This is a genomic window from Halostagnicola bangensis (assembly GCF_054653435.1).
The window spans coordinates 289,949-310,709 of the sequence record NZ_BAAIGG010000003.1 but is presented as its reverse complement, the minus strand read 5'-3'; the positions used below and the strand labels follow the sequence as shown (position 1 = coordinate 310,709).

The window sequence follows — 20,761 nt, the reverse complement described above, 5'->3', positions numbered from 1 at the left end:
TTCTAGCGATCGATGAACGGGCCGACTCCATTGCGGCTGTTCGATTCCCGGACACACTGGCTTCGGTTGCATGTGCGAACGGTGGCTTTCGAGTCGCTACACGGATGAAAGGTTTACCACGAGCGTCGTGGGAGGTCATATCCGGGACCATCCCGGATCTGTATGAGTACGAACCGACTAACGATTTACGCGGCCGTGACACGATATCGGAGCCAAACGCCGTCTCTCGGGGGGATCTGAACCGATGAAAGCCGTCGTCCTCGCTGGCGGATACGCGACGCGGCTGTGGCCGATCACGAGACACCGGCCGAAGATGTTTCTCCCATTCGGGGAAACCACAGTCATCGAGCGTATCTACGCCGAACTCGAGGGGGAAGCGCGCATCGACGAGGTCTACGTCAGTACGAACGAACGGTTCGCATCCGACTTCGAGACACAGTTGGGCGACAGCGAGTACGAGAAGCCCCGACTCTCGATCGAAGAGACCCGTGCCGAGGACGAAAAGTTCGGGGTTGTCGGCGCACTCGCTCAGCTGGTCAGGAGAGAGGGTATCGACGACGATCTGCTGGTCATCGCCGGCGACAACATCTTCAACTTCTCGATCGGGGACTTTCTCGAGTACTACGATCGTCGGGACGCGCCGACGATCGCCGCCTACGACGTCGGCTCGCCGGAGCGGGCAACCGGCTACGGGGTCGTCGATCTCGAGGACGACCGCGTCGTCGACTTTCAAGAAAAGCCCGACGATCCGCCGGGGACCCGCGTTTCGATCGGCTGCTACGCGTTTCCCGCGGAGACGCTCGAGTTGCTACAGACGTACCTCGAGGAAGGCAACGACCCCGACGAGCCGGGCTGGTTCGTCCAGTGGCTCCAGTCGCGGGAGCCGACGTACGCGTACACGTTCGACGGAGCCTGGTTCGACATCGGCACGCGAGAGAGTTACCTCGACGCCGTCTCCTGGCACCTCGACGGCGACTCGCGAATTGCCGAGTCGGCAACCCTCGAGGACGCGACAGTCAGATCGAACGTACACGTCATGGCGGACGCGACACTCGTCGACACCGAGGTCGAACAGGCAGTGATCTTTCCGAACGTGCGACTGGAGGCGACGAGTGTGCGCCAATCGATCGTCGACGAGAGTGCAAATCTCGAGGAACTCGACCTACACGACGCGATGATTGGTGCGTTCACGCAGGTTCCCGGCGGGCCGAAGAGGTGATTTCGCAGTCCACGTCACGGTGACTCGGCGCTGACTGGGACACAAAAAACCGGCACGTCAGCCTGCCGAACGACGTTCTCGGTCACGCTCCCGAGAAACCACTGTCCGATACCGGTACGGCCGTGGGTCCCCATGACGATCAGATCGACGTCACGGTCGGTCGCGGCCGTGAGGATCACGTCTGCCGGTGACCCGGTCCCGATTGCCCCGGAGACGCTGACACCAGTGTCGACGGCTCGCTCCCGAACTGTATCGATCGCGTCCTCGCCGCTGTGCTCGAGCGCCTGAAGGAGTTCACCCGGTTCGTTCGCCTGTGGGACGCGGTTCGTGTCGACGGAGTACACAGTGTGGACCATCGACTCCAGTCGGTTCGCCAGCGCGATTCCCCAGTCGGTCGCGATCTCGGCACCGTCACTACCGTCCGTCGGCAGGAGAAACCCGTCGAACGTGATCTCGTCGATTCCGGTTGGGTCGGCGTTCGGTGGGACAGCAAGGACGGGCGTCCGAGCCGTACGGAGGACGTTCTCCGTGACGCTGCCGAGGAGGACTCTGTCTAGCCCCGTCCGGCCTTTCGTTCCCATGGCGATGAGGTCGATCTCGCGTCGCGTCGCGTACTCCCGGATCGTCTGGAACGGCGTTCCGCGCTTGACGGTGGTCGTAACCTCGAGATCCGCATCATGAGAGCCCACCATGTCCGCGACGGTCTCGACGGCGTCTTCAGCCTCGGCCTCGAGCGACGCGTACACCGACTCCACTGCGTCGGCGATCTCGTCCAGGTCGCTGCGGACGGCGACGACCGAGAGGACGTGCACATCCGCTCCGATCCGCGACGCGAGCGCAATGGCATGCTTTGCTCCCGTGAGGGCACCCTCGCTGTCGTCTGTCGGTATCAGTATCGAGTCGATAAGTCGGCTCATGGCTATCATGTCCACCCTTCACCAGCGTAGCGGATAATGGTGTGGGGGTCGTAAGGTCTTGGCATACACCCCATCACCGGTTGCGATTCAGTTCGTCGGCGATCACATCGAGCAACTCCTCGAGCTGACGAGGCAACAGGAACCGCTCTCGAACGTGCTCGCGTGCGTTCTCGCCGAATCGCGTTCGACGATCATCGTCTTCGAGAAGGTCGCGGACGCGGTCACCAGCGCCTACCGCGTCGTCCGGATCGACGAGATAGCCGGTCTCTCCGTCCTCGATCTGTAGCGGGATACCGCCGACGTCCGACCCGACAACCGGCGTGCGCTTCCAGAGGGCCTCGGCGACGACCAGCCCGAACCCTTCTCGAAGCGACTTCTGGACGACGACGTCCGAATCACGCTGCAGAACGTTCACCGTCGTATCGGGTTGATCGGTCAGCACGTGGACGTTCGGATCGTCGACTGCCTCCTCGGCGACCTGTTCGTACAACTCCAGTCCCTCCGGATCGTCGCCGGCCATCCCGCCGACCAGCGCCAGTTGGAGCTCCGGAACGTCCTCGCTGGCGCGACGGTATGCCTCAAGCGTGCCGAACTGATCCTTCCACGGATCGAACCGGGAAATCTGCGTGACAAGCGGATCCTCGAACGAAAGGGGGTCCAGCCGATCGTGCTCGTCCGTGACCGTCTCCGGGCCGAGCAAGCGGTTTTTCTTCGTTATGGGATCGATTGAGGGGTAGATGATACTCGCTTCCGGCACTTCGAGATCGCCGACGTAGGCGGACCGGCTGAAAATCGCGTGGTCGACCCGACTCGCGTATTCGGAGACGAACGCGAGGTACTCGTCGATCGGGTCGGTGAGGTCGATGTGACAGCGCCAAACGATCGGGATATTCGGCATCGTTTCCGCCATGTGATCGAGCATCCCGAGCGGCTGTGGATCGTGGATCACGACGAGGTCGTACTCGCTCTCGTGACCCTCGAGTTCGAGGGCGTTTCGCTCGGTGACCATCCGATAGGTCGCTTGCATGTCGTCAGTCAGCGACGGCCCATCCCCCTGAAGCGCATTGTGCATCGCCTTGGTCACCTCGAAGAACTCGTCAGTGGCGTCCATGACGAGCCAGTCAGTGTCGATCTCGAGGTCGTTACAGACCGGAACGATCGAGCGGAGGAGTTCAGCGACGCCGCCGCCGGTCGCCGTCGAATTGACGTGCAGGATTCGAACGTCATCTAGATCGTCGGCGAGCGACTGGAGCCGATTTAGGCGATCCTGACCCGTCACATCGGTGTACGCGTCGATCGTTCGATCCGTGAGTGATGGCGTGTGCATCGTCCTACCCCTCGTACAACGACTGACGGTATCAGTTGCGGGGGCAGCACCGTTTGACATCGACGGACGAACAGTCATCTTCGTCACTGGCTGAGATGCCAGTGGAGTCGACATCCGAACGTAAACCACGACTGCAAAGGGTGATCTACCACTCGAAAGGATACCGCTGGTCGGCCGATCAATAGGAGACAGCGTCCTCCGAGAGACACGCCGCCCTCGGGCCCTCACTGGAGTAAGCAAGGAGATTACGACTGTTTCGTTCGATATTTCGGGGTATATCCTGGCATATGACGAGCCATTACTGGTAGTATTACGAGAGTACATATGTAATATATGGGGTATCACACTTCGTCTGAAAAATACTATTCTTTGTTGAGATCGTATCATAGAACTAATCTAACGGTGTGGAAAGAAGGGTCGGCAGATTCTCACGGTGAGGAGCTGGTATCAATATACAGGACAATAGGCAGGATACGTCACTTCTGACCTCCACGCTCGAGGACGTCGATTCCCACGAGCGATTCGCCGGTCAGAGCGCGGACGTACGCGCCGCCAGCGATCGAGACACGTGTAAAATCTTTCTCGTCGAGATCGTACAGAACAATCGAGTGGGCCGTATCACCGCCACCGACGACGGAAAAACAGTCGGTGTGGGCGATCGTCGACAGAATCTCGACGGTTCCGTTGGCGAACCGTTCGTCTTCAAACACGCCGACAGCGCCTTTGACGTACACGGCGTCGGATGTCGAGACAAGATTGGTGTAGCGATCGATCGTCTCGGAACCGATATCAAGATATGATGTGTCTTTCTCGATACCCTCCACCAAGACTTCGACTCGGTTATCGTCGTCCTCGTACGCGAGATCGGTTGGAAGGACCAGCCTGTCGCGGTGTGCCTCGAGAGTACGTTCGATCGTCTCGCTGTGGTTCGCCCACTGGTGGTCGAACAAGTCCGTCCCGGCGACATCGTACCCGAGGTCGTGACCGTCGGCACGCAAGAACAACTCGCTGATGACGCCGCCCAGACAGAACTGATCGACGACATCGGCGAGTTGCTCGACGACGGGGATGGTATCTTCGGCTTTTGTCCCGCCGAGGATCATCGTCACGGTCCCATCGAATTCCCTGTCCCGAAGGGCGGTATTTTCCCTGTATTCCTGTTCCATCACGCGACCAGCGTAGGCGTCTGTAACGAGTGGAAAGCCGACGATTGACGCGTGGGAACGATGTGCCGTCGCGTAGGCGTCGTTTACGTATGCGTCGAACGAGGTGGCGAGCGTTCGAACCAATTCTGTCTCAGCTTTCACGTCTGGCTCTTCTTCAGGCAGTTCCCCCTCGCACATCCGCACGTTTTCAAGCAGGAGTACGTCGCCGGGCTCGAGGTGCTCGATCGACGACAGCGCCTCGTCACCGTACGTATCAGCGACGAATTCGACGGACTGACCGAGGTGATCAGCGAGGATCGCTGCATGTTGCTCGAGGGAGACAAACGTGGCCCGACCCGGTCGGCCCTGGTGGGCGAGTAATGCAATCGCGTGGTCGTCAGCAAGTAACTCGCGAATGGTCTCGGTGTGGCGGGCGAATCTGCGGTCGTCCTGGACGACGCCGTCCTCGACAGGAGCGTTGATGTCGATACGGACGAGTAATCGCTGTCTGGGATCGAGGTCGTCGATGGTCGGGAACGAGGTCATGGGCAAGCGTATCGAACAGTCGTCGAATCGGTACTGGAGTGGTTCACGTCAGTGGGTGATCGTCTCCGTCATGTCGATCGTCTCAGTTTCTGCACCGACGTATCGCGCGAGATCCAGCATCTGTGTCGAGAATCCGTACTCGTTGTCGTACCAGGCAAGTATCTTGACGATATCGTTCGCGACCACCATCGCAGACTCGAGGTCGACGTAGGAGGCGAAAGGAAGACCGATGATGTCCCTGGAGACGATCTCGTCGTCGGTGTAGCCGAGGACACCTGTGAGGCCATCGTCGGCTGCGCCTCGAATAGCTTCGAGCAACTCGTCTCGCGTAACGTCTGCGTCGACGTTGACGGTGATGTCGGTGATCGATCCGTTCGGCACGGGAACGCGCATCGCCATCCCGTCGAGTTTACCCTCGAGGTCGGGGAGTACCTCGATGGTCGAGTTCGCGGCACCGGTGGTCGTCGGCACGATGTTCTCGGCAGCTGCGCGTCCGCGGCGCCGTTTGTCCATCGGACCGTCGACGAGTCCCTGGCTCCCGGTGTAAGCGTGGACGGTCAGGAGAACACCCGAGACGATGCCGAACTCCTCGTCGAGAACCTGCAACACCGGCGCGACGGAGTTCGTCGTACACGAAGCGTTCGACACGATATCTTCGCCGTCGTACTGCTCGTGATTGACGCCATAGACGAACATTGGGACGTGCTTCTCGCCTTTCGGTGGAGCTGAGATGATCACCTTGTCGGCACCGGCAGTCAGGTGCTGGGCAGCCTCGTCGTGAGTGCGGAACAGACCGGTTGCCTCGAAGGCGACATCGATATCCAGTTCGTCCCAGGGGAGGTCCACAGGCTCACGCTCGGTGAGCAACTCCACTTCGTGACCGCTAGCATAGAGTATGTTTCCGTCGCGAGAGACCCCAGGCAACCGGCCGTGGACCGAATCGTACCGGAATAGATACTCCATATCGTCGTCGTCCATCACGTCGTTGACAGCGACCACGTCGACTGCGTCCTCGGTTAGCGACGCACGCAGAATGCTCCGTCCTACACGTCCGAATCCGTTCAGCCCAATTCGAAGTGGCTCGTCTGCTGTTGCTTCGCTATCTGTGTGTTCCCTCATAGTCGTGTGGGCCACTGCCTGCAGTATATTTGTTTGCCCTGTCCAGTAACCCGTCGTGAATATCATCGACGAGACGCCCTTTGGGACGGTCGCTTGACAGCTTCGACTGATCATCGATACGGTCGTTCCCGATGAAGAGTTCGAGTAGTACTCGAGGACAGGACGATATCACCGATTCCGACCCGTGTATCGCTCCGATTTTCGGAAACACCGTCGTAACTTCGGCTATTCGCCCGCGTCGAGCGTCGACTCAAGACGATCGATCAACTCGGTGTTACCGATGTGCAGGGGGACCCGGTCATGGAGGTCAGTTGGTTCGACATCGAGGAGCGATTGGGTACCATCGGAGGACCGGCCACCGGCCGTCTCGACAATGTAGCCGATCGGGTTCGCCTCGAACTGGAGTCGTAGCTTGCCGTCAGGACTATCCTCAAGGGCGGGATAGGCGAAGATGCCGCCATGTGTGAGGATCTGATTGACGTCGTTGATCATCGCCCCGCTATAGTGGAGTTCGAGTTCGGTCTCGATTTCGCTGGCGAACTCGCGGAATGCATCGGTCCAGTTGGGGACGCGCCCGCCAAACCCGTAGACTCGCGGCGTCTCGGGGAGCGTGCTATTCTCAGTAACGACGCTTCGCTCACCGCCTATAATTTCGTACTCAGTCACCGTATCGTCGCGAGCACATACCATGGTGGTTATCGGACCGTAAATTACGTACCCTGCCGCGACGAGGGCAGTGCCACGGGCGGGCAAGGGTTCGTCGTAGATTCCAAACACCGTCCCGAGTGGGTTATTCGATCGGAGGTTCGACGTGCCATCGAGGGGATCGATAGCGACGGATAGAGCACCATCACCGTGATTCCCGACTGCCGTTCGTTCCTCACTCGCGTACTGTGCAACCCCATCGATTGCCGAGAGGCGTTCTGCCAGCAACTCGTCGGCATACACGTCGGCCTTGACCTGAATCTCACCGCTCGGGTTTTCGTTCCCAGCTGTCTCTCGTCGGCCGACGAACCCCTGTCGGATGTCGCTGGTCGATCGGGCGATCGTTGCGATTATCTGATCAGTAGTTGAATCGATATCGGTCATATGCTGAGTGTAGCATCGACGGTCTCTCCCTCGTAGATACCCTGACCAAGGTCGTGATCCATCGTCAGGATCGGTATCGGTTCGTTTCGGGCGATCGTAGTGTTATGGAAGGGTACCATCCATCGAAGGTCCCACAGTTGGGTATATATCGTTGACGGTCATTTTGGTTGGGCAAACAATACATCAGCACGAGTTTATCGAGGGCCGCTTCAGAAGTCGGTTTCTGGCGATCTCCCACAGTCAGGTCGCGTATCCGCCGGCCAAGGCGACGGCTTCCATGGATTCAGATCGCCGCGGAAGGGACGTTCGTAGTTAGTGTCGTCGTGATAACTGTGCGACTCAGTGGAACGCTCGAGGCCACCGAGATCGGTACGTGTCTCGCCGTCGATTGCTGGCCATACTCGCAGTCCTCCGGGGTGGTTCCTACCGACGGCTCCCGCGACCGCGGTAGTAAACCGTTCATCGGTATCGATGGCCTGTCTCATTGTCCGGTCGTCGTTCGAACGCCGTACGCTAACTCGCTGGGTCCGGTAGTGAGACCCACTATGGACTTTTCGAGCGCGTAATTCGAATCCTGCCGCCGAGCGCTGGATGAGGTTCCAGAGTTCGTCGCGTACAACGCGACCAGCCGGGTCGGCGAGGAACTCGAGTCGTTGCTTGAGGGGCGGTCGAACCCAGCGCGCGGGCCGCCATCGAGGCCGTTGGACTCGAAGCGGGAACTCGCTGCGACGAACGCAAAGGAGACACGTAGCGATCGATCGTGGACGACGGCTCGCTCGGACCTCAGGTCGATCGAAAGCAACGCGCCGGTCAAGCGCGTCGAGATCGATAATTTCGTCGTAATCACCCGGAACGATGGACCTGTCGAGTAGCGGATCAGCAGTCGCGACCATCCACCCGTAAAGTTGCACCGAGAGGTCCAGTCGCACGTCTGATAGCACGGTTCGTCGACGACGTTGTCGTCCTCCTTTGGTGCGTCTCGAATGTCGTCCCGAGAGGCGATCGAGGCCTCTCCGTGACGTTCCCTGTTCGATCGATCGTTGCTCAGTCCGGGACACTCTTTCGGCCTGTCAACTTGTCGGGATCGAGTCGAAAGCCGTGGAACTCGATTTCGTCCCGCGGTCGCTCGAAGATGTCGACTGTGGGAATCCGGACCGCCCACATCCCCTGTACGGCGACCGATTCGGGATGTGCATCGGCCAACTCCTCGAGGGTACCGGTCGCGACGACGCTGCGCCAGCCGTCGTCCGTTTTGGCGTACATCACGAACGACACTGGATTTTCAATGACGTCGTCTTTGCCGGTCCCCGGGGGAAACGAGAGTTGGAAGTAAAACGCCGCGTCGGCCGCGTAAAACCCATACGAGACTGGGAGCGACGCCGGAGGCTCGTCCGGCCCAGTCGCGAACGAGAGGACGCCGATCCCACCGGTACCCAGCAAGTCGTTGCGTTCGGCTTCGGTCAGGTTCGTCCAGCGGAGTCCTGTCATCCCGTACCGCTACGCTCGCCGCGCCGAAAAATTGAGGGGATGCTATCCTCTTATATTGAGAGTTTTCGAAACCGTACCTGGCAACGTACGGCGCTCGAGCGAGCGCCACGATAGGTCGAGCCCGGGGAGCGATCTATGTGTATTGACCTCGTTCCACACGGTACGGATGACGATAAACGAACTCACCGACTACGGCATGGAACGGATGACGGACGAAGAAATCGAGCAGTTTCTCGAGACCCGGAGCCTCGGTATCATCGGCTTACCGACGGGGGAGGCACCCTACTTAGTCCCGATGTCGTACGGATACGACGGAGGATCGACGCTGTACTTCATCTACGTTGTCGGGTCGGAGAGTCGGAAAGCGACTCTCTCCGATCAGGCCGATACCGTCAGTTTCCTCGTCTACAGCGCCGAGACGATGTTTCATTGGCGAAGCGTCCTTGCAACGGGGTCGTTACGCCAGCTCTCGGAGGACGAGCTATCGACAGTCTCCGACGCTCAGACCCCCATCTGGCGGCCGGAACTCCTCGAGACGGCGAGCGAAATAGAGTCGACTCAGGTCTACGAACTGACGGTCGACGAGTGGACGGGAATTCGACACGCGATCGAACCTCCGACGTTCGCCCAGCGCTCGAGTCGGGAGCAATCGAATTGACGTCCTTCCCGCGCTAAAGTTCTCGCACTTTTGCAAGCGCCCGCATCGGTCATCATCTCTCCGCGAGGCTCAAGCATCGATCGGATGACGTGAAGAAACCGCTAACCTGGAGACTGTGCGGACCGTCTCGTCGTGGTTGTTTTACCGTTGTCAAACCGGGAGCGTTCCCGAACAGTTGCTTGTGATGTCCCATGTTATCATTTATCAGAACCTTGCGCCAATACGCAGGTAGGAATGTCTTAACAGACCGAGACCGAACTCGAGGTCGCAGAGTACACGCTCGGACTGGTCGGACCGAACCAGGAGTGGACGGGACGATGGTCGACGGCGGGACCGTCAGGACGCACACGCCACCTGCGTGCTGTGGTCCGATGATCACACCGGCGTTTCATGGCGGTCACGAGGTGACGAAGCCGATCGCCGACTCGCCGAGGGTCGATCACATCGTGATCGGCAGCCACGGTCGCTCGGGACCGTCACGCGTGTTGCTCGGGAGTGTCACCGAACGGGTCGCTCGACGCGCACCCGTTCCGGTGACGATTGTTCGATAATTGTCGGAGAGCGTCCGTGCGGCTCACTCATCGGCTTCGAGACACGCCGTCGTTCGCCGTGCCGTATCGCGCAATAGCATCTCATCGTCGGTGAACACTTCGACCGAGACGGTGCCGTCGAATCCCGCGAAGTGCTCCGTCACGATGTCATAGTCGATTTCACCGGCGCCGATCGGAAGGTGCGTATCACCGCGGCTTCGCGCGTCGTGGACGTGTAGGTGCGACACGAGATCGCCGTAGCGCGAGCAGAACCGATCGATGCCGTCGTTGCCGTCCTCCATGTACGCGTGTCCGACATCAAAACAGACCCTCGTCTCGGTCTCGCGGGCGAGGTCGCCGAGGACGGTCAGCTGTAACCCCTGCTTTTGGTGGCCGACGTTTTCGACGACGAGTTCGATATCGGCGTCTGCGGCGGCCGCCCCGATCGCGTTGAGTTGCTCGGCGAAGAGCCGCCGATGGTCCGTATTGTATGGGTTGCGGGCCGTCGCGTGGAGAACGGCTTTCTCCGCGCCGACGGACCCAGCCCAGTCAAGCAGCCGCGTCTGATACTCGACGATGGCCTCGTTGATCTCCGGAACCGGCGTCACGACGACCTGCTTGAACGGTAAATGGACGCACAGATCGGCCTCGGCGTCGCTGAGTATCGTTTCGAGTCGGTCGACGTTGATCTCGTTGAGCGCCGTCCCTTCGCCGAGCGCAAACTCCGCCAGATCGAACCCCTCGATCGTTTTTGCCATGCGATCGAGCGAGTCACCGACGGTCAGGCCACAGTCCATACCCACTCATACGCTGCCCACCTTTTAATGGCAGCGTCGATCGACGGCGGTCGTGACCATGACGGCCATCGAACCTCGCCAGTTGTTGTCGTCCATATCGCCCGTTCATACGGAAGGCTGTAACGATGTTCCGGTGTGCCTACATCACGGTTCGGGGTATGTCGGTACTGACGTATCACAGCCTTTACTGTTCGATGTGCTCACCGCCCCCTAATTTTCGTCGTTGGAATGGTAGCGACCACGGGTGGAGGGACTCGGTTGGACGAATCTAACCGCAGCCGAACGCAACGACTTCCTGGATACCGGCGGCGCCGGCGCCCTTACGTTCGCGACCGAGTCGGACGATCCGCTGGCGTCGCTGACCGTTTCCTACGGGTACTACGCCGAGGCCGAAGCGTTCTACTTCCGCCTCTCGTTCCCGCCGAGGACGCACAAACCCGACATCATAAACAACCTGGTGTCGTTCGTGACCGACGCCAAGACGGACCACGGCAGGCGCAGCGTCGTCGCGACCGGCGTCCTCCAAGAGCTGGCAGACGTGCCGTACGAATCGGTCGCCGTACAGGGAATGTGGGCGGTCAACATTCTGACGATACTCGATCAATTCTCGCGACGCACCGACCGACTATCGAATTGTTTCTAAATACAATTCACACAATTATAATAACCAGTTATCATTGGCTTCTATATATCTAGCTAGTGTCCGATGATATGATATCGCCCGTCCCGATGATGCACCCCGAAGACGCGGGTGTGCGTCGAACGCGTTCGGATATCCTGAGCTTTGTTCAGGTCTTCGTCACCGAGATACGCTGAGAGGCTGTGGGTTGTGACTTGCATCATCTTCGCACAGACCACATGGCTCAATACGGTCTCGTCAACCTGCGTTGTGTGAATGATATACTATATACTTATGAAAATTGACGAAGAGTATTTGTTTTCCAATGTGTGTCCGAATCAAGTGGTTGGTTCATATATCGTTATCGATTACATGACATCTGCCCCACCATTTGAAGTAGTCATCGCTGGTGGCCAGCGTATGCCGCCGATCGAGATCGACGATCTCACCAAACGATACGGAGATCTCGCTGCGAACGACGCAGTTACGTTCGACATCGAGAGCGGAGAAATATTCGGCTATCTCGGTCCGAACGGGGCAGGGAAGACGACGACGATTCGACTGCTGCTCGGGCTCATTAAACCAACCGCTGGAACGGCACACGTCCTCGGCGCCAACATCCGAAACCGACGGGCGCTCACCGAGGCCAAAGCCAACATCGGCTATCTCCCGGATACGCTCGGATTCGAGGAACGACTGACTGGAAACCAGATACTCGATCACTTCGCACGAATGCGCGGCGACGAGCGACGCGAAGAGCTTCTCGACCTGTTTCTCCCGCCACTGGAAAAGCCAGTCGAGACATATTCATCGGGAAACAAGCGAATGCTCGGGATCGTTCAGGCGTTCATGCACGATCCAGACCTCGTTATCATGGACGAACCGACGGCCGGACTCGACCCACTCAAGCAGGATCGACTCCATCAGTTCCTCGAAACTGAACGCAACGCTGGAACGACCATTTTCCTCTCGTCACACGTCCTGAGCGAGGTTCAGCGTATCTGCGATCGCGTGGGGATTATTCGAGCGGGTAAACTGGCCGCTCTGGAAAACGTCGAGAACTTGCTCACGCGCAGCGGTAAAGACGTGTGGGTCCGCCTGGACGATCCGGTCGAGGACGCGCGGTTTCGCACTGACGACATGATCGATATGGAGGTAACTGACGCGACGATTCAGTTTACCTACACCGGCGACGTGAAGACGCTGTTGGCGCATCTCGTCCAGTTCGAGGTCGCCGACGTCGATATCGGCGATCCACAACTGGACGATATCTTCAAACACTACTACGGTGATGAGGGTGGAACTGAGAACGCACCCGCAACCGGAATCGAGGAGGACACCACAGCGGAGGCAGAATGACGGCGATCCTGCGCACCGAATCCGGCAAACTGCTGCGTAGTTCGGTACTACTGACAGGGATGTTTGCGCTGCTCTCGGCGTTTATGTTCGCCGCCTTCCCAGGCTTTGCGGAGGAAGCGGAGTTCGTCGAGGAGGCGTTTCCGCCGGTCCTCATCGGACTCTTCGGATTCGAAGCGCTGCACACGATTGAGGGGTTCGTCGCCAGCTACCTCTTCTCGCTCATCTGGGTCCTGTTCGCCGGCATGTTCTTCGCGTACGTCAGTGCGGGCCTGATCGTCGAGGACGTCCGGACCCGAAAGATGGATCTCATCCTGTCGAACCCCGTCTCGCGAGAGTCAGTCGTCCTCCAGAAGGTGGCCGCGCTCTGGGTCCCCCTCGTCGTGGTGAACGTCGGCCTGTTGGTCGTGCTTCTCGCGGGTGCAAACGTCCTCGGCGAGTCGCTCGACCCGATCGATCTGGGAGTGGCGCTCCTGCTCAGCGTTCCTTATTTGCTGGTCTGTGCCGGAGTCGGGATCGTGCTGTCCGTGACCGTCGACCGCGTCGAAACTGCCCAAGCCAGCGCGTTGGGACTGGTGTTCGTTCTCTGGCTGGTCGACGGGTTATCGAACATGGATCCCGATTTCGGGTGGGTGGGACAGTTCACACCAAGTCGGTACGTTACGCCGACGGACGTCCTCGTACACGAGGAGTACGCCTACGGGGAAGCCGGAATTCTCCTCGCGGTTTTTCTCGTCCTGCTGGGACTCGCTGTCTTCATCTTCACACGGAGGGATATCTGAGATGACTATCACGCCCACGACAGTCGATAACCGCGTCCACCGGTTCCTCAACGACGGCGTGGAGGGATCACCATGACGGCCATACTGCGTCTGGAATCCAGAAAGCGTATTCGGAGTTCGGTCGTGCTGGTCGTCGTTTTCGCGCTTCTCTCAGCTCTCTACTTCTCGATGTTTCCGAGCATCGAAGAAGACATCGAGGCGCTCATGGAGGGGTTTCCGGACTTCTTTTTCGACCTGTTCGGCATCGAAGCGCTGCACACGATCGAGGGATTCATCGCCGCGGAGATCTACTCGTTTTTCTGGGTAGTCCTCGTTGGCATCTATTTCTCGTACGTCGGTGCCGGGCTGATCGCCGGAGACGTCCGTGGTCGCAAGATGGATCTGACGCTCTCGAATCCCGTCTCGAGGGAGTCGGTCGTGCTCCAGAAGGTGGCGGGACTGTGGGTTCCGCTGGTCGTGCTGAACGTCGGGGTTGCCGTTATCGTCTACGTGGGGGCACTCGTGATCGGGGAGCACATCAACCCCGTCGCCATCACGATGGTACACCTGCTGTCGGTCCCCTACCTGCTGGTTTGTGCCACCTTTGGACTCGTGGCCTCCGTTGTCCTCGACCGCGCGAGAAGTGCCCGGGCGACGGCGCTGAGTCTAGTGTTCGTCCTCTGGTTGCTCGACGGCGTCTCCCAGCTGGATCCGGAATTCGAGTGGGCCGGTGTCCTCTCGCCCAGTCGCTACTACGACGAAACCGCGATCCTCGTCCGCGAGGAGTACGCCTATTTCGATGCCGTCATTTTGGTGGGGGCGTTTCTCGTCTTACTGGGGGTTGCGACCGTCGTCTTCACACGACGAGACATTTGAACGGATCCAGCCGTTCGTCTGTGTATCGGGCACCTACCAGTCAGCTGAATCGAACGATGGTGGGGGCTATATTGAAATTACTCGTGTACGAGGACTGATGACATCGAACCGACGGGACATCCTCGAACGCGCAAGCGCAACGGCAGTAATCAGTACAGTCGGACTGGCGGGCGCGACGACAGTCGGGGCGCACCCGCGCCCACGTCCAGCAGTCGACGACGGCCTCCCGGAGTACAGTCGATGGCTCACACTCGATACCGGTGACCTCGAGTTCGTCTCCGTCGACTGGGAGACCGTCGGCGAGTATGTCGAAGCCGAACTCGAGCAAGCACAGACGGAAGACGACCCGGAACTGCCCGCGGAGTTCGAAGCCGATCCGATGATCGCGCCCGTTTCAGAGGGAATGATCTCGATGTACTTCTTCATCGGGCTCACCCTCGCCCCGTACGGACTGGGCAGGCTCCTCGACGAGACGACGTTCGAATCGACGCCTCAAGACCTGGTGTTGACCGACGCGACGTTCGTTGCGACGGGCATCGAGGACGCCGAAATCGACGCACAGCTGACCCAGGAGACGGCGATCGAGTTCATCAGGCAGTTCGAACGGACGGACGAGATCGGAGACTACGATGTGTACACGCCGGTCGAGGATGTAGAGGAGGACGATGTGATGATCGCCGTCGGCGATGAGGCGCTCGTCGTCGCTGATAGTATGGCCATCGACGCAAGCGACGATTCAATGGCGATACTCGAGACGGCCATCGGCGCTTCGGACGGCGAAATAGACAGAGCGACCGACGAATCCGAATCGTTTGAATGGCTCGTCGAGACAGGTGGTCACGGCGACATCACCGTCGGACAGCACGGCGATCCAGTCGAGGACGATGGATTCGTCGACCTTGACTTCGAGGGACTCGAAGACGCCGAAGGGATCGTCTCGTCGCTCACCGTCGAGGACGAGACAACGTCGACCGGCGACTTTGTGGCGATTATCGACAATCCAGACGAGGACGAGCTGGAGGATTTCGTCGGTGCATCTGGCGAAGACCAATCGGTGTCTGTCGATGGTGATCGCGTGACTGCGACAGCGACGTGGCGAGAGGAGACCGTGACTGGGACCCAATCCCTACAATTCCTGAAGTAAGTAGGATTCCTACGTGGTTGCTGGCCTGATTGACAAGTTTGTGGACCGGGCTGGCGCGGCGCTGTTTCGTCAAGCGTGAAAAGTGAGGCGGTACGGTTTTGTGGTGCTCTATGCCAAAAATCGACCGCCTCAGCGGGTGTAACGACTGGGTCGATTTGAGTTTTGTGGAGCATGAGCGGACAGCGATTGCGTCAGGGTGTTCGCTGTCCGGCTTCACGCGACCGGTTATTCGCTTCGAGAGACACAAGCGATTCTTCGCTTGATCGGTGTTGAACGCTCTCATCAAACAATCCGAAACTGGATACATCGGTTGGCTGACAGCATTCCAGACCCGCCGATGTCCACAAGAGCGTAGTACTTAAGATAATATTCAAACATTTCCTTATCCACTATCACGCCTTTTGAACGACACAGCCTTCGGTACACCTGTTCGACTGCGAGAGTGGGATGTTTCGTACAAGAGAACAGGTCATATCGTAGACCGGCAAATATCCCACCTTACGGGCCGGGAAGTCGTTCGAAAGATCTGAGATCTGTCGTGATCACGAGAGAGTTTCGCTCACTCGGACGACCTGGCTCATTTACGGCGAGGAGGATGTCACATCAGACAGCGTTATCTTCTCAGCACCTTCCAAACAGGCAACAAAACGTTGTTCCGCCCACGCTATTGCCTCGGGGGTATTGTTTCGTACGTTGAACGCAACCGTATTCTTCTCGTGTTCATCAATATCACATACGAATCTGCATCTGTCTCTGCGATCGGAATTGTATACGGGATATGACTAGTCGATCGGAATAATTCGAACTTCGTGGTGTTCGCTTTCAAGAAGCAGCTCATGTGTCACGAGATAACGCGAGGCGACTCCATCGAGGGCGCTGCAAACGCTAGTCGAATGTTGAATGATCTGCCTGTTCTTATGGACATTATTTAGATAAGCTGGTTCAAGTAGTATACAAAGCTTTGCAGTCAGGTTTCGGCGGTAGGTGAATCAGCGCTTCTATAATAGTTTCTAAACTGGGAAGTTCGTCGTTTTACCTTCTGAGAGATATGCTCGACAGCGGTCCGATTTCCGTGGCGCTCGTATCGAAATCGGTGACCGTGTCGATGAAGTGCAGCCTGTAATCAGGGTACAGAATCGACGAGAAACACGGCGTTCTCGATGTCGTGTTTCTCGAAGAACTCGGAGAGGAAAATCGAAGTAACAGCTGTATTTCGGGTCGGAGAGAGCCCCACATAGAGATACCCGTCGATTTGTGGATCGGCCACAACGTACAGCTAGTAGCGCTGGTCGATGAGTTGGATCACCGTTTCGTCGACCGCGACGTGATCTGGTGAGTTACCATCTGTGGGCTGTATCTCTACCTTCTGTACCCAGTTGTGAACGGTGGGTCGAGCCCACTCGACACCGAACCTCTCGAATATAGAAACAGTATCTGAAAGCGATATTCCGCGAAAGTGGAGCTGGATACTGAGGCGCATCAGCTCGCACGGTGTCGCTTCTCGCTCCACAAAACCCAACTAAATCTCTGTACTAGAACCGCTGAGGCTGGTGGATTCTGATATAGGAACCATAAATTCCACCACCTCGCTCCTTTAATCTCTAATCTGAACATCGCCCACCGCCATTCTTGTGGCTTGTCACATCTGGCGCGTATAGTGGTTGAATAAAATGTCTGCACCGTCGAATATAGGGGACTGAAACGATATCGAATCACCGATCTGAATGCAGACCAGTTGGCGGTTACAGAGCGCCTCGAGTCCATATAGGCAGTAGAGGTATACTCACCTACGAACCTCGTGTCACAAGCAGTCAGACGGGCTGTTCGAGGCCCGGGCGATGCATCCAGTGTAAGTGCTGGACCTGCCACGGTGACCGGATCGCACGAAAAGCGGCCGCGGCGGTCAGTTGCCGAGCTGCTCGAGTTCGAATGCGTACTCGCCCGATGTCACCTCGACGACGACGTGGTCGTCAGTCCGCTCGATCCCCTCGATACCGGAGTGGTTCGGTCGGGTGCGGTTCCCGTTGTTCCAGATCGTCTTACCGTCCTCGCGGACGCGGACCGAATCGCCCTCGAGCGCCGGTATTTCGACGGTTGCCGTCGAATTGCCGGGGATCGTCACGTCGAGCGCGACGCCCTGACCGTCGCGCCCCTTACCCGACGTTTCGACGAGCTCCCAGCTCGATTCGACAGTTCCCCGGACCGTGTCCGTCTTCCCGCTGGCCGACTCGAGGTCGTCGACCGGCTTGGGGGCGATCCGGACGTGCTCGAAGCCGGGCTCGCCGACCTGAATGCCGGCAAGGTGTTTGTAGAACCACTCGTCGGTCACGCCCAGGAAATGGTGGTTCCACGACCGCGAGTCCAGCTCCCAGAACTCAAGCAGCGATGTCCGGTCCTCCTCGATCCAGAGGCCCCAGCTGGGATAGTCGGTCTGGGTCGCAACCGTATAGGCGACGTCGTGGTGGCCGTACTCAGTGAGTACCGGAAGCAGATACTTCGTCCCGAGCGTGGCCGTATTGAGGTGACCGTCGTGGGTTTCCACGACGTTCTCGACGAGGTTCTCCACGACGACATCCTCGTCTTCCTCGGGAACCATATCGAACGCGAGCGGGAAGAGATTCGAGGTCTGGAGGTACTCGTCGTGGTCGCCGGTCCGGTAGTAACCCAGGTCCGTATCGAGGAACTCGTCGTTGAAGTCCTCGCGAATCTCCTCGGCTAGCGTTGCCCATTCATCGGCTTGTTCGTCCTCGCCCATGAGGGCCGCCGTCTCGGCGAGCACCTGCACGAACCGGTAGTAGTAGGCCGTCGACGTGATCGGCACCTCCATATCGGCGTCGGTCAGCGGGGCGTCGCCCCAGTCGCCGAGTCCGACCGGGAGGACGTGACTGTCCTGGTATCGACTGACCGGTTCCTCGTGATCCGAGATCCGAGGATCGAGATTGTCCAGTTCATCGAGGATGTCCCCCTCGGACCACAGCTGGATCCAGGCAATGTAGTCCTTCCAGCCCTCGTAGTGTGTCTCGAGGATGCGCTGGTCGCCGTGGTACTGGTAGACCCACCACGGGATGAGGATGTACGCCGCGTCCCAGCCAGGCGTCGGTCCCAGCGCCCAGCCGGGACTCAGCTCGGGCTCGTCGAGAAAGCTGTATCCCGGCGTCGGGACGATCGTCGACGTCTCTCCGTGCTCGCGCTGTGAGTCGCCGAAGTCGCGGATCCACTTCGTCCAGAAGCGAGCCATGTCGTAGTTGTAGATGCCCGCTTCTGCCGTCAACTGAGCGTCGCCCGTCCACCCGTTCTTCTCCAGTTTGGGAGTGTCCGTGGGCAGGCCCTGCATGTTGTTGCGGTACGCCCACAGCGTGGTCTCGTGGATCTGATTGAGCAGTTCGTTCGAGGACTCGAAGCCGCTCTCGACGCCCTCGTCGAACGCGGTGTGGACGTACTTTGCCTCGAGCGCGTCGGGGGTCGGTTCGCCCGGGAAGCCCTCGACCTGTACGTACCGGAAGCCCTTGTAACTGTAACCGGGCTCCCAGGTCTCCGTTCCGCCATCCCCGACGATGTAGTGATCGCGCTGCATTGGAGCGTAGATAAGGAAGTTCGAGTTGTCTACCGTCCCATCGTCGTTGAGTTTCTCACCGTAGCTCACCGTGACTCCAGTTCCCGCTTCGCCGTCGACGGTCAACTCGGACCAACCGGTCATGACCTGTCCAAAGTCGAAGACGTAGATGTCCTCTTCTGGCTCGGTGATCTCGACTGGTTCGAGGGTGTCTCGCACTCGCATCGGATGGACGTGTTGCGGGGTTAGTTCGCCACCCGGATCGTCGACAACCGGCGGGGTAGCCCAGTCGCTGTCGTCGTAGTCCGGCTCCGTCCACCCCGGCTTCTCCGCTCGAGCGTCGTACACCTCGCCCGAGAACAGCGAGTCGAACCGCGTCGGCCCGTCGGTCATCGTCCAGTCGTCGCCGGTGACGATGGACGTGCTCGTCCCGTCCGTGAACTCGACGTTCAGCTGAACGATCGCCTGCGGGTCGCTCCACCATGGAGCGGTCAAGGCCCAACCCCAGTCGTGATCCGCAACCATCTCTCCGAACCGGAGGCGGCCGAGTGCGATCCCGATGGCGTTCATTCCAGCGTCTATGTACTCCGTGACGTCGTACGTCGAGTAGAGGATCGTCTCGTCGTACTGCGTCTGGGCCGGCTCGAGTACGCGATCGCCGACCCGCTCGCCGTTAAGGTGTAATTCGTAGCAACCAACTCCGCTGACGTGGATCCGTGCCTCCTCGACGTCCGTCTCGAGGTCGACCTCGGTTCGAAGGAGCGGCTCCGGGCGGTCGTCGTAGTCGCCCTCCTCGAGGAAGTCGTAGTCGATCCGGTCGTCCGCATCCCACTCGCCGTAATTGGGACCGATCCACTCGCCCTCCCAGTGGTCGTCATCGTGTGGGAGGGCCGTCACGAACTGTACCGGCTCGCTCCAGCCTGCGGAGTTGCCGTCGCCGTCGCAGACGCGAACCGCCCAGTAGTAGGTCGTATCCGGCTCGAGGGGCGGGCCGTCGTAGGGCACGTTGACCGACTGCGAGGATTCGACCTCGCCGCTATCCCAGACAGCCCCAGTGCCGTCTTCGATGGCCGCACAGTTCTCGGCCACCATGATGCGGTAAGACGACTGGGACGCGCCGCGCGGACCGGTCAGTTCCCACGAGAACCGCGGCGCCTCGAGCTCGCCGCCGTCGGATTCGCCAGCAGTAGGGAACACGTTGTTCGGCTCCTGGGCGTACTCGACCAGCAGGTTCGTCGGGGTAACCGACCCGTTCCCAATTTGGTCGTCGCCGCCAGCCGCAACTGTCTGCGTGCCGGCACCCGCAACCATCGAGGCGCTCGCGAGCGCACCCGTATACCGCAGGTAGTCCCGGCGATCGATCAGCCTGCCGTGTCGTTGATCCGCCCTGTTCGAGTTCGCCGTCGTGGAATCGTCGTTGCTGTTACTCATGGTTTACATCTTCACCTAACGATCACGCTCTTCGTATCGATCGAGCACGATCGTCTTGATTCCTGGTAACACACACCAGGATCGTCACTTATGTTATCTATCATCAATAATAAATCTTTTGTTCAACTGAATGTCAATCCAGATGATTGACGTTCCGTTTCGGCCTGTGTGACTACCAATGCTGTC

Annotated in this window: 16 protein-coding genes and 4 pseudogenes; 10 read left to right on the top strand and 10 right to left on the bottom strand. The window is 59.0% G+C overall.

Translation table 11 applies throughout. From position 1 onward, the window contains the following. Positions 1–244: 244 nt before the first annotated feature. Complete coding sequence (locus tag ACYQ14_RS19420) at positions 245–1,219, top strand: nucleotidyltransferase family protein (protein ID WP_459890592.1); 975 nt, start codon at positions 245–247, stop codon at positions 1,217–1,219. A gap of 14 nt (positions 1,220–1,233) precedes the next feature. Here ACYQ14_RS19420 and ACYQ14_RS19415 read toward each other — a convergent pair whose 3' ends face one another. The 7 genes from ACYQ14_RS19415 to ACYQ14_RS19385 form a co-directional block, all read right to left on the bottom strand. Further along, a complete protein-coding gene (locus tag ACYQ14_RS19415; protein ID WP_459890590.1) occupies positions 1,234–2,136 on the bottom strand; it encodes a universal stress protein in 903 nt (300 codons plus the stop codon). Between the two features lie 73 nt (positions 2,137–2,209). Continuing rightward, positions 2,210–3,463 (bottom strand): glycosyltransferase, encoded by a 1,254-nt coding sequence (locus tag ACYQ14_RS19410; protein ID WP_459890588.1) that lies wholly within the window; start codon positions 3,461–3,463, stop codon positions 2,210–2,212. 476 nt (positions 3,464–3,939) lie between these two features. Then, positions 3,940–5,154 carry a phosphoglycerate kinase gene (locus ACYQ14_RS19405; RefSeq protein WP_459890586.1) on the bottom strand — a complete coding sequence of 405 codons (1,215 nt, stop codon included), beginning with the start codon at positions 5,152–5,154 and terminating at the stop codon, positions 3,940–3,942. A gap of 48 nt (positions 5,155–5,202) precedes the next feature. Next, entirely contained in the window at positions 5,203–6,273 is a 1,071-nt protein-coding gene (gene gap / locus ACYQ14_RS19400) for a type I glyceraldehyde-3-phosphate dehydrogenase (protein WP_459890584.1), read from the bottom strand. A 225-nt stretch (positions 6,274–6,498) separates the two neighbouring features. Further along, positions 6,499–7,362, bottom strand: coding sequence for a class 1 fructose-bisphosphatase (locus ACYQ14_RS19395; RefSeq protein ID WP_459890582.1), 864 nt, complete (start codon positions 7,360–7,362; stop codon positions 6,499–6,501). Positions 7,363–7,843: 481 nt separating this feature from the next. Next, positions 7,844–8,209 carry a hypothetical protein gene (locus ACYQ14_RS19390; RefSeq protein WP_459890580.1) on the bottom strand — a complete coding sequence of 122 codons (366 nt, stop codon included), beginning with the start codon at positions 8,207–8,209 and terminating at the stop codon, positions 7,844–7,846. Positions 8,210–8,406: 197 nt separating this feature from the next. Continuing rightward, on the bottom strand, positions 8,407–8,850 hold the full coding sequence (locus ACYQ14_RS19385; protein ID WP_459890578.1) for a pyridoxamine 5'-phosphate oxidase family protein: 444 nt from the start codon (positions 8,848–8,850) through the stop codon (positions 8,407–8,409). 166 nt (positions 8,851–9,016) lie between these two features. Between ACYQ14_RS19385 and ACYQ14_RS19380 the strand changes: the two genes are divergently transcribed. The 3 genes and pseudogenes from ACYQ14_RS19380 to ACYQ14_RS19370 form a co-directional block, all read left to right on the top strand. Beyond that, a complete protein-coding gene (locus tag ACYQ14_RS19380; protein WP_459890576.1) occupies positions 9,017–9,508 on the top strand; it encodes a pyridoxamine 5'-phosphate oxidase family protein in 492 nt (163 codons plus the stop codon). Between the two features lie 285 nt (positions 9,509–9,793). Further along, positions 9,794–9,927, top strand: a pseudogene (locus tag ACYQ14_RS19375) (acetamidase/formamidase family protein); the annotation flags it as partial. Next, positions 9,928–10,059, top strand: a pseudogene (locus ACYQ14_RS19370) (universal stress protein); the annotation flags it as partial. It lies immediately after the preceding pseudogene. A 23-nt stretch (positions 10,060–10,082) separates the two neighbouring features. Here the strand turns inward: ACYQ14_RS19370 and ACYQ14_RS19365 are convergent. Next, a complete protein-coding gene (locus ACYQ14_RS19365) occupies positions 10,083–10,835 on the bottom strand; it encodes a sugar phosphate isomerase/epimerase family protein (protein ID WP_459890574.1) in 753 nt (250 codons plus the stop codon). Between the two features lie 244 nt (positions 10,836–11,079). Between ACYQ14_RS19365 and ACYQ14_RS19360 the strand changes: the two genes are divergently transcribed. From ACYQ14_RS19360 to ACYQ14_RS19335, 6 genes and pseudogenes are all read left to right on the top strand, one after another. Next, the gene (locus ACYQ14_RS19360; RefSeq protein WP_459890572.1) at positions 11,080–11,478 is read left to right on the top strand and encodes a pyridoxamine 5'-phosphate oxidase family protein; all 399 of its coding nucleotides are present in this window, start codon (positions 11,080–11,082) and stop codon (positions 11,476–11,478) included. Positions 11,479–11,874: 396 nt separating this feature from the next. Then, entirely contained in the window at positions 11,875–12,813 is a 939-nt protein-coding gene (locus tag ACYQ14_RS19355) for an ABC transporter ATP-binding protein (protein WP_459890570.1), read from the top strand. Continuing rightward, entirely contained in the window at positions 12,810–13,592 is a 783-nt protein-coding gene (locus ACYQ14_RS19350; protein WP_459890568.1) for an ABC transporter permease, read from the top strand. The genes ACYQ14_RS19355 and ACYQ14_RS19350 overlap by 4 nt, the downstream gene beginning before the upstream one ends. Before the next feature lie 72 nt (positions 13,593–13,664). After that, on the top strand, positions 13,665–14,447 hold the full coding sequence (locus ACYQ14_RS19345) for an ABC transporter permease subunit (RefSeq protein ID WP_459890566.1): 783 nt from the start codon (positions 13,665–13,667) through the stop codon (positions 14,445–14,447). Between the two features lie 97 nt (positions 14,448–14,544). After that, complete coding sequence (locus ACYQ14_RS19340) at positions 14,545–15,591, top strand: hypothetical protein (RefSeq protein ID WP_459890564.1); 1,047 nt, start codon at positions 14,545–14,547, stop codon at positions 15,589–15,591. Between the two features lie 110 nt (positions 15,592–15,701). Continuing rightward, a pseudogene (locus tag ACYQ14_RS19335) lies at positions 15,702–15,928 on the top strand (IS6 family transposase); the annotation flags it as partial. Between the two features lie 630 nt (positions 15,929–16,558). Here the strand turns inward: ACYQ14_RS19335 and ACYQ14_RS19330 are convergent. Continuing rightward, positions 16,559–17,110, bottom strand: a pseudogene (locus tag ACYQ14_RS19330) (IS6 family transposase). Between the two features lie 384 nt (positions 17,111–17,494). Beyond that, positions 17,495–20,575, bottom strand: coding sequence for a family 78 glycoside hydrolase catalytic domain (locus ACYQ14_RS19325; protein ID WP_459890562.1), 3,081 nt, complete (start codon positions 20,573–20,575; stop codon positions 17,495–17,497). Positions 20,576–20,761: the final 186 nt, after the last annotated feature.